The sequence below is a fragment of the Kineothrix sp. MSJ-39 genome (genome assembly GCF_018917935.1).
GTDB lineage: Bacteria > Bacillota > Clostridia > Lachnospirales > Lachnospiraceae > CAG-194.
Map to the genome: position 1 here is coordinate 50,708 of NZ_JAHLPN010000016.1, position 13,020 is coordinate 63,727.

General features: G+C 45.0%; 11 protein-coding genes. 8 read left to right on the forward strand and 3 right to left on the reverse strand.

The window, feature by feature from the left end; all coding sequences use genetic code 11:
- Window positions 1–16: 16 nt before the first annotated feature.
- The gene (locus KQI22_RS10535; RefSeq protein WP_216552102.1) at window positions 17–1,900 is read left to right on the forward strand and encodes a heavy metal translocating P-type ATPase; all 1,884 of its coding nucleotides are present in this window, start codon (window positions 17–19) and stop codon (window positions 1,898–1,900) included.
- On the opposite strand, the gene KQI22_RS10540 is transcribed toward KQI22_RS10535, so the two are convergent.
- Window positions 1,889–2,479: a TetR/AcrR family transcriptional regulator C-terminal domain-containing protein gene (locus tag KQI22_RS10540; RefSeq protein WP_216552104.1), complete on the reverse strand. Its 591-nt coding sequence runs from the start codon at window positions 2,477–2,479 to the stop codon at window positions 1,889–1,891. The genes KQI22_RS10535 and KQI22_RS10540 overlap by 12 nt on opposite strands.
- Before the next feature lie 206 nt (window positions 2,480–2,685).
- Here KQI22_RS10540 and KQI22_RS10545 point away from each other — a divergent pair, with 206 nt between their 5' ends.
- Window positions 2,686–4,740 (forward strand): efflux RND transporter permease subunit, encoded by a 2,055-nt coding sequence (locus KQI22_RS10545; protein ID WP_330623349.1) that lies wholly within the window; start codon window positions 2,686–2,688, stop codon window positions 4,738–4,740.
- A gap of 17 nt (window positions 4,741–4,757) precedes the next feature.
- Window positions 4,758–6,809 (forward strand): hypothetical protein, encoded by a 2,052-nt coding sequence (locus tag KQI22_RS10550; RefSeq protein ID WP_216552106.1) that lies wholly within the window; start codon window positions 4,758–4,760, stop codon window positions 6,807–6,809.
- A gap of 30 nt (window positions 6,810–6,839) precedes the next feature.
- On the opposite strand, the gene KQI22_RS10555 is transcribed toward KQI22_RS10550, so the two are convergent.
- Window positions 6,840–7,361 carry a TetR/AcrR family transcriptional regulator gene (locus tag KQI22_RS10555; protein WP_216552108.1) on the reverse strand — a complete coding sequence of 174 codons (522 nt, stop codon included), beginning with the start codon at window positions 7,359–7,361 and terminating at the stop codon, window positions 6,840–6,842.
- Window positions 7,362–7,533: 172 nt separating this feature from the next.
- Between KQI22_RS10555 and KQI22_RS10560 the strand changes: the two genes are divergently transcribed.
- From KQI22_RS10560 to KQI22_RS10580, 5 genes are all read left to right on the forward strand, one after another.
- Window positions 7,534–9,294 carry an ABC transporter ATP-binding protein gene (locus KQI22_RS10560; RefSeq protein ID WP_216552109.1) on the forward strand — a complete coding sequence of 587 codons (1,761 nt, stop codon included), beginning with the start codon at window positions 7,534–7,536 and terminating at the stop codon, window positions 9,292–9,294.
- Window positions 9,294–11,207, forward strand: a complete 1,914-nt coding sequence (locus KQI22_RS10565) for an ABC transporter ATP-binding protein (protein WP_216552112.1) — start codon at window positions 9,294–9,296, stop codon at window positions 11,205–11,207. The genes KQI22_RS10560 and KQI22_RS10565 overlap by 1 nt, the downstream gene beginning before the upstream one ends.
- 222 nt (window positions 11,208–11,429) lie before the next feature.
- Window positions 11,430–11,861: a hypothetical protein gene (locus KQI22_RS10570; RefSeq protein ID WP_216552114.1), complete on the forward strand. Its 432-nt coding sequence runs from the start codon at window positions 11,430–11,432 to the stop codon at window positions 11,859–11,861.
- On the forward strand, window positions 11,848–12,078 hold the full coding sequence (locus KQI22_RS10575; RefSeq protein WP_216552116.1) for a hypothetical protein: 231 nt from the start codon (window positions 11,848–11,850) through the stop codon (window positions 12,076–12,078). Before KQI22_RS10570 ends, KQI22_RS10575 begins: the two co-directional genes overlap by 14 nt.
- A gap of 14 nt (window positions 12,079–12,092) precedes the next feature.
- A complete protein-coding gene (locus KQI22_RS10580; RefSeq protein ID WP_216552118.1) occupies window positions 12,093–12,548 on the forward strand; it encodes a YaiI/YqxD family protein in 456 nt (151 codons plus the stop codon).
- On the opposite strand, the gene KQI22_RS13870 is transcribed toward KQI22_RS10580, so the two are convergent.
- Window positions 12,545–12,898 (reverse strand): helix-turn-helix transcriptional regulator, encoded by a 354-nt coding sequence (locus tag KQI22_RS13870; protein ID WP_216552125.1) that lies wholly within the window; start codon window positions 12,896–12,898, stop codon window positions 12,545–12,547. The two genes, KQI22_RS10580 and KQI22_RS13870, sit on opposite strands and share 4 nt — an antisense overlap.
- Window positions 12,899–13,020 lie beyond the last annotated feature (122 nt).

The following is a 13,020-nucleotide window of genomic DNA, read 5'->3' on the forward strand; positions in this document are numbered from 1 at the left end:
AGAAAGAGGGTTTGTTATGAAAAAGTTATGTTATAAGCTGGAGGAGTGGCTGGAGATCGGCGGAACCAGAAAAGATATCATTCTGCTTGTGATCGCGGGACTTGCACTGTTGTGCAGTATCTTTCATGTGTTTTCCCTTCCGTTTGATATTGCATGGGTTGCCATTATCTTGTGCGGCGTTCCCATTATTTTAGAGGCGGTGATCGGTCTTGTCACGAGATTTGACATCAAGGCGGATGTGCTTGTTTCCATGGCACTGATCGCATCCGTCTGTATCGGGGAAGATTTTGCCGCCGGTGAAGTGGCATTTATCATGCAGCTCGGAGCACTTCTGGAGGATCTGACAGTCGCAAAGGCGCGTGCAGGGATTGAAAAACTGGTACATCTGTCCCCACAGACAGCAAGGGTGCTGGGAGAAAACGGAGAACAGATCATTCCGGCAGAGCAGGTCAGAGTGGCAGACCGGATCCGTGTCCTGCCGGGTGAAACGATCCCTGTGGACGGAGTGATCGTCAGCGGACAGACATCGGTGAATCAGGCTGTTATGACCGGAGAATCTCTGCCGGTAGATAAGCAGGAAGGGGACGAAGTATTTTCCGGAACGGTAAATCAGTTCGGTGCTTTTGAAATGACGGCAACGAAGGTCGGAGAAGACAGCTCCATCCAGCGGATGATCCGTCTGGTACAGTCTGCGGATGCGGGAAAAGCAAAGATCGTAGGACTGGCAGACCGGTGGGCAACATGGATCGTTGTGACAGCTCTGACAGCCGCAGCACTCACATGGCTGATCACGGGACAGATCATCCGTGCGGTAACGATACTGGTTGTATTTTGCCCTTGTGCGCTTGTACTGGCAACGCCGACAGCCGTTGTGGCTGCGATCGGGAATGCGACAAAGCATGGTTTCCTTGTGCGGGAAGGAGATGCGCTGGAAAGACTTGCCGGTGTTAAGAAGATCACGTTTGATAAAACAGGAACATTGACATATGGAAAGCCAGAGGTAACGAAAGTTGTTGTGACGGATCCGGCTCTGACAGAAGATGTTTTATACAGACTGGTGGCAGCAGCGGAAGGAAATTCTGAGCATCCGCTGGGAAAAGCAATCGTTGGCTGTTATCAGAAAAAATACGGTGAAAAGCCTGTGGCTGACAGTTTCCAAATGCTTCCGGGAAAAGGAATCGTGGCAGGTGTGGATGGCAGAGAAGTGCTTGCAGGTAACCCTGCACTGATGACCGGACATGGCGTGATATTGACAGAAGCTGTTTACAGTATGGCTGAACAGGAGCAGAAACAGGGAGCTACGATCATTTATATTGCGGTAGATGGAAAACAGGCCGGTTTCTTTGCTTTGGCAGATACGCTGCGCAGTGAAAGCGTTTCCATGATACAGAAACTTAAGACACTTTCTGTGACGCCGGTGCTTCTGACAGGAGATACGGAAAATGTAGCGCGTGCGATCGCTGACAGACTGGAGATCGATCAGGTGCGTTCTTCCTGTCTGCCGGAGGATAAACTAAGCTATATCGATACCCTGCAGAAACAGGGAGAAAAAGTCTGCATGATCGGAGATGGCATCAATGATGCACCTGCCTTGAAAATGGCGGATGTCGGCATTGCCATGGGCGGGATCGGAAGTGATATTGCCGTAGATGCGGCAGATATCGCCCTTGTGGATGATAAAGTAGAACAGCTTCCACATCTGTTTGCACTTGCAGGCAGAATGATGCGCACGATCAGGATCAATCTGACTTTTTCCATGACACTGAACTTTGTGGCGATCATCCTTGCTATTACCGGCATTTTAAACCCGGTCGTAGGTGCACTCGTACATAATGCGGGTTCAGTCCTTGTTATCACACATTCCGCACTTCTGCTGCGGTTTAAGAGATCAGATCTGTGAGACAGATGTTCCCTTTGCCGAAAGAACGGCAGGGATCGATGAACCGATGATAACGGAATAATAAGAAATCAGCTTTTCCTTATCATACAGATCCGGATGCTGGAACAGATCAATGGTGATTCCAACAATGCCTTCTGTATAGAAGTTGCATAAAAAGTGACGGAAATCATTATCGATCACAAGAGAGAGCTTTTGTTCCGTATTGCGGATGATCGTATCCACGATACCGATAAAATCGTGATAGAAAAACCGCTTCAGTTCATCACGGCCTACAGAATCATAAATGCAGTTCAGGAAAAAGGAGTTTTGCTCCACATAATCGATCACAAATAAGAAAGCATCCTGATAGTCATTGAGCAGGTCAAATTGCTTGATCACTTCAACGGCTTCCTGTTCGAGCATCCACTTGAGCAGATCATAGATATCTTCAAAGTGATAATAAAAAGTTTTGCGATTTACATTGCAGTTACGAATGAGTTCGCTGACCGTAATTTTAGAAAAGGGCTTGTGCTTCATCAGTTCCTTCAGGGACTGGCACAGGGCCTTTTTTGTGCGCATGGAAGTTTCTTCATGAGTCATATCTGCATACCTCCTTACATTTCTTCTTCCATATTATAACGAACCTGCCGGAAAAGAAAACCACAATTATGCCACATTTGACCATCAAATATAGGACAACTGTCCAAAATTACACAACTGGGTACTGTTTGCCCATGGAAAGAAGGCGCAGGATTTTTATAATCGTTAAGTGAAAAGACGAATGAAACAAGGAACAAAAAGAAAGGGTGAACGAAGTGAAGAAATTTTTCAAACAGATCGTAGATCATCCCAAACAGATCGTGATCGTTTTTGTACTTGCGGCTATCATCTGTGCTCTTTGCCAGCAGATGATCAGGGTAGATTATGATATGAATGATTATCTGCCGAAAAACAGTCCGAGTACAACAGCGCTGGATCTGATGGAGGAGGAATTTGACGGTGGTATTCCAAATGCAAGGGTGATGATACGGGATGTAACGATCCCGGAAGCATTGGCAATGAAACAGGAGATCGAGCAGGTGGGCGGTGTGACAGATGTGACCTGGCTGGATGATGCGGTTTCCATTGAGGAACCACTTGCCATGCAGGATACCGATACGGTTGAAACCTATTATAAAGATGGTAATGCATTATTTTCCGTTACGATAGAGGAAGAGAAACAGATCGCAGCGGTCAATGAGATCAGAGAAGTAATCGGCGATGATAATGCGATGGAAGGAAGTGCCGTTTCCACTGTAGTTGCAACACAGAGCACCGTATCGGAGATTTCCAAGATCGCGGTGATCGCGGTTCTGTTTGTGATCTTTATCCTGATCCTGACAACAACCTCCTGGCTGGATGCATTTCTGGTCATGGCGGGACTTGGTGTTGCCATACTGATCAATGCGGGAACAAACCTGATCTTCGGGGAGATCTCCTTTGTCACAAATGCAGCGGGCAATATCCTGCAGCTTGCGGTATCTCTTGATTATTCCGTATTTTTGCTGCATCGTTTTACAGAATGCAGACAAAGTCAGCCGGATGCCAAAACTGCAATGGTAGAGGCACTTAGCATGTCTGTTTCTTCTATATTATCCAGCGGTCTGACAACTGTGATCGGATTTCTGGCATTGTGTATGATGCAGTTTCGGATCGGACCGGATCTGGGAAGGGCACTGGCAAAAGGAATTGCGATCAGCCTGATCGTTGTATTTGCATTTATGCCGGCATTGATCCTTCTGACTTACAAGCTGGAGGATAAACTGAAACATAAAGAGTTTATGCCATCTTTCCACAAGTTTGGAAAGGCTGTACAGAAGCTGATGCTTCCCTGTGTGATCTGTTTTGTGATCTTGATCGTACCGGCGTATCTGGCATCTAATTCCAACAGCTTCTACTACGGGGCATCAAAGATCTTTGGACCAAGTACACAGCTTGGTGCGGATACGGAAGCAATCGAGGAGATATTTGGAAAACAGGATACTTATGTGCTGCTTGTACCAAAGGAAGATAAGGCATTACAGAAAACACTTTCCGATGAACTGCACAAGCTGCCTGAGATCAGCAGCATTATTTCTTATGTAGATACAGTCGGTATGGAAATTCCGGAAAGTTATCTGGATCAGGCAACCTATGAAAAACTCTGTTCCGATCATTATACAAGACTGGTTCTTTCCATAGATGCGCCATATGAAGGGCAGGAAACCTTCCACCTTGTTAAAAATATCAGATCAATCGCAGAGAAGTATTATTCGGGAGAGTGGTATCTGGCAGGACAGGGCGTTTCCACCTATGACCTGATGGATACGATCACAGCGGATATGACAAAGGTCAATTTGATCGCGATCGGAGCAGTATTGATCGTACTGATCCTGACACTGAAGTCGATCACACTTCCTGTGATCCTTGTACTGAGTATTGAAGCGGCGATCTGGATCAACTTATCAGTCCCGTATTTTACCGATCAGACGATCTTCTATATTGCGTATCTGATCATCAGCTCGGTACAGCTCGGCGCGACTGTGGATTACGCGATCCTGTTTACGGAACGGTATAAGGAATTCCGGGAAACATATGGAAAGAAGGATGCCATTGTACAGACGGTGCAGGCAGTTACGGTTTCTATTCTGACATCCGGAAGTGCCCTGACGGTAGTCGGCTTCCTGCTTGGAAAGATCTCCACACACGGGCTATTGTCCCAGCTTGGCTATTTCCTTGGAAAAGGAACGCTGTGCTCCTTAGTGATCGTATTATTTGTTCTGCCGGGACTTTTGTATCTGTTTGACGGTGTTTTTATCAAAAAGAAAAAACAGAAGATATAAAGAAAGGAGAAATCATCATGCAACATAGTAATAGAGAAGTAAACAAAAAAAGAAATCATATATATGGAAAAAAGCAGATCATGCGCTGTATGGCAGGTGCTATGACTGTTACGCTTCTGACCGGAACCGTGCTGGGGCAGGCTGCCCTGGCAGCGGGAACGGAGGCGCAGAAGGAAGAAGTTGTGTATATCATCACAGATGCGCAGGGATCTGTAGACTCTGTTAATGTAGTCAATATCTGCGGAAGCGGTAAGATAACGGATTACGGTGATTACAGCAGCGTTAAGATGCTGACTTCCACAGATCCGATCAAGCTGGATGGCGATAAAGTGACCTTTGAAACTGACAAGGAACAGGTATATTATCAGGGAACCATGGAAGATACCCAGATCCCGTGGCATATTGCACTGACCTATGAGCTGGACGGCAAAGAAGTTAGTGCAGAGGAACTTGCCGGACAGAGCGGAAAACTCAGCATGCATTTTGTGATCAGTGAAAATAAAGCATGTAAGCATAATTATTATGAAGAATATGCGCTGCAGGCAACCTTCTTATTAGATACGGAACATTGCAGCAATATTACGGCAGAGGGTGCTACACTTGCAAATGTCGGCGTGGATAAACAGATCAGTTATACTGTACTGCCGGGCAAGGGGCTCGATGCAACGATCGAAGCGGATGTAACGGATTTCGAGATGGATGCACCGGCGATCAATGGTATCAAGCTGAATCTGGATGTGGATATCGATGAAAGCGAACTGACAGATAAGGTAGAGCAGATCATGGATGCCACAGCAAAACTTTCCGATGGTGCTACAGAGTTGTCCGACGGTACCAAGGAAGTGCAAGAGAACCAGAAAAAGATCAAAGACGGTACAGAAGATTTATACAGCGGCGTCTCCAGTCTGGATCAGGGTATCAGCACATTCAGCCAGGGTGTTACTGCCATGCAGGAAGGGCTGAATACCTTAAATAAGCAGAGCGGTACACTGACAAGCGGCTCCGCCCAGATGCTGAAAGCACTTCAGAAGCTGCAGAAATCTTTACAGGATGTATCTGTTTCCACAGAGGATATCAAAAAGCTGACAGACTCCTCTGCGGCGGTTAAATCCGGTATTTCTGATCTTTCAAGTGCTGCAGGTCAGCTTGAGCAGGCTGTGTCTTACAGCTCCTATCAGGCAGCGATGAAAGCAAACGGACTGGATCTTGACCAGTTGACAGCAGGTAACACGTCAGCAGCAGCGACTCTGACAGAGCAGATCCAGCAGATGCAGCAGTCCGTAGAACAGATCAAGAGCATTCCGGGCTATGATGCAGATCCGACTTATGCAGCGCAGGTAGCGCAGATGGAAGCACAGATTTCTTCCCTGACACAGGTTGTCACACTGTTAAACGGAAACAATGCAGCACTTGGCGGGGTCAATACTTACCTGACAACCGTTTCAGCCGGTATGCAGCAGCTATCGCAGGGACTTGACAGTTTAAATACCCAATATACAGCTTTTGATACAGCTATTTCAGAGCTTGCCACAACACTTTCCGGTATGGTAATGGATATGGGCTCTCTCAAATCCGGTGTTGATGATCTGGTTATAAATTACAAGAAGCTGGACAAAGGAATCCAGGATTATACAGGTGGCGTCCAGATGATCGTAACAAATTACAAGAAACTGGTGGAAGGCGTTTCCGACCTGGCAGCAGGCAGTAAGGAGCTTCTGCAGGGAAGCGGTGCTTTAAAGGATGGCACAGCAGAGCTTTACGATGGTGTGACACAGTTATGTGAAGGTTCCGCAGGGCTTTCCGACAAAGCAAACGAATTCAAAGATGAAACTTCTGATATGGACACACAGGTAGATGACAGCATTGATGAAATGATCGCTTCTATCTCAGGCCATGAAACAGAGCCGGTTTCCTTCGCCTCTACCAAAAATAAAGAGGTAAAATCCGTACAGTTCGTTATTAAAATGACAGGTGTGGAAAAACAGGATACGGAAGAAGCAGCAGTAGAGCAGACACAGAATAAGAGTTTCTGGGAAAAATTGACTTCCCTGTTCCGTAAAGAAAAATAATATTGTTTCATAGGAAAGAAAATCCTGCGGTCAGAATGATCGCAGGATTTTCATCATATAATCTATCATTTCTTCGGGGGTTTCTTCCATACCGTCTAAGACCCATTTCTGACCGACATCATTTAAAATAGCCATCTTCGCGGATCTGTTATACTTTTCGGGTGCAGAGTGCATATCCTTTGCTTCTTCCATGGCACGGATCTTATCATGAAGGCGGTAGAAGATGATATTCTGATTCTGTGAATGCGGGATAAAAATGGTCTTGCTGTTACGGGAAAGCTGGTAGAAAAAGTGGAACAGAAATTCACGCAGACTCCGGTCATCTCCGTAATCGAGCATTGGTGCAAGCTCCGTCACAAATTCATTTGCCATGCGGTCTGTGATGCTTTCTATAATATCGGAAATGGAATCAAAGTTCCGATAGTAGGTCACACGGGCAACATCCGCCTTTTTGACAATGTCCGTTACTGTAATATCCATATACGGCTTTTCTTCCAGAAGATCCAGAAAAGCCTTTTCAATCTGCTCTTTTGCATTACGCGGTTCATGCATGATACAAAATCTCCTTTTTTTGTTTCATTTTAAAATCTGTTGTTGATTTTATAAAAATGTATAACTATACTGTTTCAAGAATGATACAAAATGTAACTTGCATGAATATACTGTATCAGTTACAATAGCAACTGTCAAGTTTTTAAAAGAATGAAAAAGGAGGAAAATCACTGTGATAAAAACACTATTTCACCAGATCGGTGCCTATAAAAAAGATTCCATACTGACACCGATCTACGCAGCGGCGGAAGTCATCATGGAAATTCTGATCCCTTTTGTAACGGCTGCGATCATAGATGAAGGCATTCAGGCAGGCAATATGCAAAAGGTGCTGCAGTACGGCGTGATCATGATCGTGCTCGCGCTCCTTAGCCTGTTTTTCGGTATTCAGGCGGGCAGAAAGGCAGCCAGTGCATCTACCGGATTTGCCTGCAATCTGCGGGAGAGTATGTATCGGAACATACAGACTTTTTCCTTTTCCAATATTGATAAATTCAGTACCGCAGGTCTTGTTACAAGAATGACGACAGATGTCACAAACATGCAGAACGCATATCAGATGATCCTGCGTATTGCGGTCAGAGCTCCTATGACACTGATCTGCAGCATGGTCATGTGCTTTATCATCAATGTAAAGCTGAGCCTGATCTTTTTAGTTGCCTTATGCGTACTGGCAGTAGCACTTATCTACATTATGATGCATGCAATGCCTGTTTTTCAGGAGGTCTTTTCCAAATACGATGACTTAAATGCCAGCGTGCAGGAAAACGTAACAGCGATCCGTGTTGTAAAAGCATTTGTCAGAGAAGATTTTGAAAATCAGAAATTCGGAAAAGCAGCAGAAGTATTATGTAAACTGTTTGTAAAGGCAGAAAGCATTATCGTATTCAACTCTCCGATCATGATGACTGTTATCTTTGCATCAATGCTCGGACTTTCCTGGATCGGCGCGCAGCTTATCGTGGCTGGTGATCTGACAACGGGAAATCTGATGTCACTATTCAGCTATGTGCTCAGCATGATGATGTCACTGATGATGTTATCTATGATATTTGTTATGTTAACCATGAGTACAGCAAGTGCAAAGCGAATCGTAGAAGTGCTGAATGAAAAGGCAGATCTGACAGATCCGCAGGAGCCGCTGAAGGAAGTCAAGGATGGCAGTATTGATTTTAATCATGTCAGCTTCTCTTATAAAGCAGGAACCGGAGAAGATACCTTAAAGGATATCGATCTACATATCCATGCAGGAGAAACAATCGGTATTATTGGTGGAACGGGCTGCGGCAAATCCAGCTTTGTCAATCTGATCTCCCGTCTGTATGATGTGACGGAAGGCAGTATCTGCGTCGGTGGCGAAGATGTCAGAAATTATGATATGGAAGTGCTGCGTGATAAAGTAGCGGTTGTCCTGCAGAAAAATGTCCTGTTTTCCGGTACGATCCTCGACAATCTGCGCTGGGGCAAGGAGGATGCCACGGAAGAAGAGTGCAGACAGGTCTGCGAGCTTGCCTGTGCAGATGAATTTATTGAACGTTTTCCACAGAAATACAATACGCATATCGAGCAGGGCGGAAATAACGTATCCGGCGGACAGAAACAGCGTCTTTGTATTGCAAGAGCCCTCTTAAAGGATCCGAAGGTTCTGATCCTGGATGATTCCACAAGTGCGGTAGATACGGCAACGGATGCAAAGATCCGGGCAGCATTTGCCACAAAAATCCCGGGCACGACCAAGCTGATCATTTCACAGCGTATTTCCAGTGTACAGGATGCAGATCGTATCCTGGTGCTGGATGATGGCAGGGTCAGTGGTTTTGCACCGCATAAAGAGTTGCTTGCAAACAACCAGATTTATCAGGAAATTTATAACGTACAAATGCAGTCCGGTGGAGATTTTGACCAGAAGATGCAGGAAGGAGGTCTTGAATAATGGCAAGAGGACCAATGCGTGGACCGGGACCGAGAGGACCGAAAAACGGTGGAAAAAGTGCAGATCCGAAGAAATCTCTTGGGAAAGTACTTCGTTATGTCATGGAAAAATATAAGGCAGCGTGTGTGATCGTGGTGATCGGTATTATCATATCGGCACTTGGTATTTTGACAATGACCTTATTTATCCAGACCTTGATCGACCAGTATATCATGCCTCTGATGGGGCAGGCTGATCCGGATTTCACACCGCTTGCAAACCGGCTTGTAAAGCTTGGCGTGGTGCTGGCAGCGGGTATTATTTCAACCTATGCTTATAACAGGATCATGGTAACAGTCAGCCAGGGAACCATGAAAAGACTCAGAGTGCAGTTGTTTTCCCATATGGAATCGCTGCCTATCAAATATTTTGATACCCATGCACACGGCGATATCATGTCGGTTTATACGAATGATGTGGATACGCTCAGACAGTTGATCAGCCAGAGTATTCCGCAGACGATCAACTCCGTGATCTCTCTGGTATCGACACTGATCAGTATGATCGTGCTGGATATTCCGCTGACACTCGTTTCTTTACTGATGGTTGGCTTTATGATGTTTGTGACGTCTAAGATGAGTAACCTGTCCGGTAAATACTTTATGCAGCAGCAGAAGGATCTGGGTGCGGTCAATGGTTATATTGAAGAAATGATGGAAGGACAGAAGGTTGTCAAGGTATTCTGTCATGAGGAAAAGAGCATGGAGGACTTTGAAAAGCTGAACCGTCAGCTTTGTGACAGTGCCAGAAATGCCAATGCCGTTGCCAATATTATCATGCCGATCAACAACAACCTCGGTAATATCAGCTATGTGCTCTGCGCGATCGTTGGCGGTGTGCTGGCATTGAACGGATTTTCCGGGCTGACGATCGGAACACTGGTTGCATTCCTGAGTCTGAACAAAGGCTTTACACAGCCTGTGACACAGGTCAGCCAGCAGCTCGGCAGTATCATCATGGCTTCAGCCGGTGCAGAGCGTGTCTTTAATCTGATGGAAGCAGAGCCGGAAACAGATGATGGCTATGTAGAGCTTGTCCGTGCTAAAGAAGATACGGATGGCACTATTACGGAAACAAAGGAAAGAACCGGTATGTGGGCATGGAAGCATCCGCATCAGGCAGATGGCAGTGTTACCTATAAGAAACTGGAAGGTAAGGTAACCTTTGACGGTGTTGATTTCGGTTACAACGATGACAAGATGGTGCTGCATGATATCAAGATGTTTGCAGAACCGGGACAGAAGCTGGCATTTGTCGGTAGTACCGGTGCAGGTAAGACAACGATCACAAACCTGATCAACCGTTTCTATGATATTCAGGACGGTAAGATCCGTTATGATGATATCAATGTCAACAAGATTAAAAAGGCAGATCTTCGTCGAAGCCTTGGTATTGTATTGCAGGATACGCATCTGTTCACCGGAACGGTGATGGAGAATATCCGTTATGGACGTCTGGATGCCACAGATGAGGACTGCAAAAAGGCAGCAAAGCTTGCCAATGCAGATGGTTTCATCCGAAGACTGCCAAATGGCTATGACACAGTGCTGACAGGTGATGGTGCCAATTTAAGTCAGGGACAGAGACAGCTGATCGCAATCGCGCGTGCGGCTGTTGCAGATCCACCTGCACTGATCCTTGATGAGGCAACTTCTTCCATCGATACACGTACGGAAGTACTGGTACAGCGTGGTATGGATGCTCTCATGAAAGGCAGAACGAGCTTTGTCATTGCGCACAGACTTTCCACAGTCCGCAATGCAGACTGCATCATGGTCATGGAGCAGGGGCGTATCATCGAGCGTGGTACCCACGAACAACTCCTGGAGCAGAAGGGTAGATACTACCAGTTGTATACAGGAAAGACAGCGTAGGAGATATATATAAATAGAAGTATTGAGAATATAGCTTATTATCTTGCTTTTTAGTGGATAATAGGCTATATTTTATTTATCGTGACAGTAATATCTATCTAAGTTATCATCAAAATTCAAGTCCGTTCGGACAATATTTCACAGATAGTTGAAACAGAAAATGACAGGAAAGATATATTGCGAAGAAACTGGAAATACAATATACTGAAAGAGAGAGTCAATATGGAAAGAAAACCAAAGCCGGATACTTATATTGAACCAATGCCTCAGAAATTGTTTCATCAATTGGTAAAACAATTTCAAGAACTTGGAGGCAAGGTGATAATGGGTGTGGATGCAGAGTTGTATCTGGATTCCAGAGAGGCAGAAGCGTGCACATTAAATGGGTACACGATCCTGTTTCGAAAAAGACCGGGAAGAGCAGCAGTGTATGAGGAACTGATTCATGCAGCACAGTTCCGAGACGGCAAAAATGATGGAAGTATCCGGTCTGTTTATAAAAATGAGATCGAAGCCAAAAGACAATTATTAGCAAAGGCAAAAGAACTTCAATTAACGGAACCGGAAATCAGACATACGCGGATTTCATTGGAATTATATGAACAGGAGCTGCGAAAATTAGAGAAAGGAGATACGGATAATGACAGTTTTTAAAGTGATAGGTAGAATGTCGGTAGGAGACAATACTGCAATTGTTGTGGATGGTAAGGGTAATCTGTTTCATAATGGTGTGGGTATTCTGGATGAAAACGGAAAGCCATATGAGGTATTATCTGTCGGTATGGATTCTGGGATCAATGTAGAAGAAATGTTAAATAAAACCTCTCTTTTAATTGAAGGAAATTTCGTATCTTCTAAATTATTTATATAGAAAGTGTTAAGCATATGCAGATCTTTGTAGATGCGGACGCATGTCCGGTAACGAGAATCGTAGAACAAACAGCAAGAGAACGGGGCATTCCCTGTTCTCTTCTTTGTGATACCAATCATGTGCTTTCCTCCGATTATTCGGAGATCAAAATCATCGGAGCGGGAGCAGATGCAGTCGATTTTGCCCTCATCAACCTTTGTCACAAGGGCGATATTGTTGTAACGCAGGACTACGGCGTAGCTGCCATGGCACTGGGAAAAGGCGCCTATGCTATCCACCAGAGCGGCAGATGGTATACGAATGAGAATATCGACAGACTGCTGATGGAACGCCATATGGCAAAGAAAGTCCGCATGGGCAAAGGAAAACACCACCTGAAAGGTCCGGCAAAGCGGACACAGGAGGATGATGACAGATTCCGGGAATCGTTTGAAAAGCTGGTGGAGATGGCAGGCGGCAAGGAAGATTAAAGCCCTGCAATATATGCAGCAGGTGTTATGTGATAGCGTTTTTTAAATGCCTGTATAAAATGACTCTCATTGCAAAAACACAAGGTATAACTAATCTGATTGATGGACATTCCCTGTGCCAGCATTTCTTTGGATTCTTCTAATTTTTGCTGCAAGATATACTGATGGAGCGATGTGTCTGTCTCTTTCTTAAATGCCTGAGACAGATAATCCCTTGATACATGTAAGGATTCCGCAATGCTTTCGATCTTAAGACGGTCATGCAGATTTACATGGATCAGATGGATACAGTTGTTGATCAGGTGACTGTAACATTGCGGAATTGTATTTTCTTTGACCTTTGTAACCAGCTCGAGTCTGTGAAAGTTTTTCTGTAAATAGGATTTTAAGGTCTTCTATGATAAAATATAAAATCATAGGAGGCCTTATTTTATGGCAAGACAAAAGAAACCAGTACACAAAGTACAAATGA

Excerpts from the sequence above, each read along its gene's own strand:
- KQI22_RS10535 (WP_216552102.1), top strand. The coding sequence starts at position 17 with ATGAAAAAGTTATGTTATAAGCTGGAGGAGTGGCTGGAGATCGGCGGA.
- KQI22_RS10540 (WP_216552104.1), bottom strand. The coding sequence starts at position 2,479 with ATGACTCATGAAGAAACTTCCATGCGCACAAAAAAGGCCCTGTGCCAG.
- KQI22_RS10550 (WP_216552106.1), top strand. The coding sequence starts at position 4,758 with ATGCAACATAGTAATAGAGAAGTAAACAAAAAAAGAAATCATATATAT.
- KQI22_RS10555 (WP_216552108.1), bottom strand. The coding sequence starts at position 7,361 with ATGCATGAACCGCGTAATGCAAAAGAGCAGATTGAAAAGGCTTTTCTG.
- KQI22_RS10565 (WP_216552112.1), top strand. The coding sequence starts at position 9,294 with ATGGCAAGAGGACCAATGCGTGGACCGGGACCGAGAGGACCGAAAAAC.
- KQI22_RS10570 (WP_216552114.1), top strand. The coding sequence starts at position 11,430 with ATGGAAAGAAAACCAAAGCCGGATACTTATATTGAACCAATGCCTCAG.
- KQI22_RS10575 (WP_216552116.1), top strand. The coding sequence starts at position 11,848 with ATGACAGTTTTTAAAGTGATAGGTAGAATGTCGGTAGGAGACAATACT.
- KQI22_RS10580 (WP_216552118.1), top strand. The coding sequence starts at position 12,093 with ATGCAGATCTTTGTAGATGCGGACGCATGTCCGGTAACGAGAATCGTA.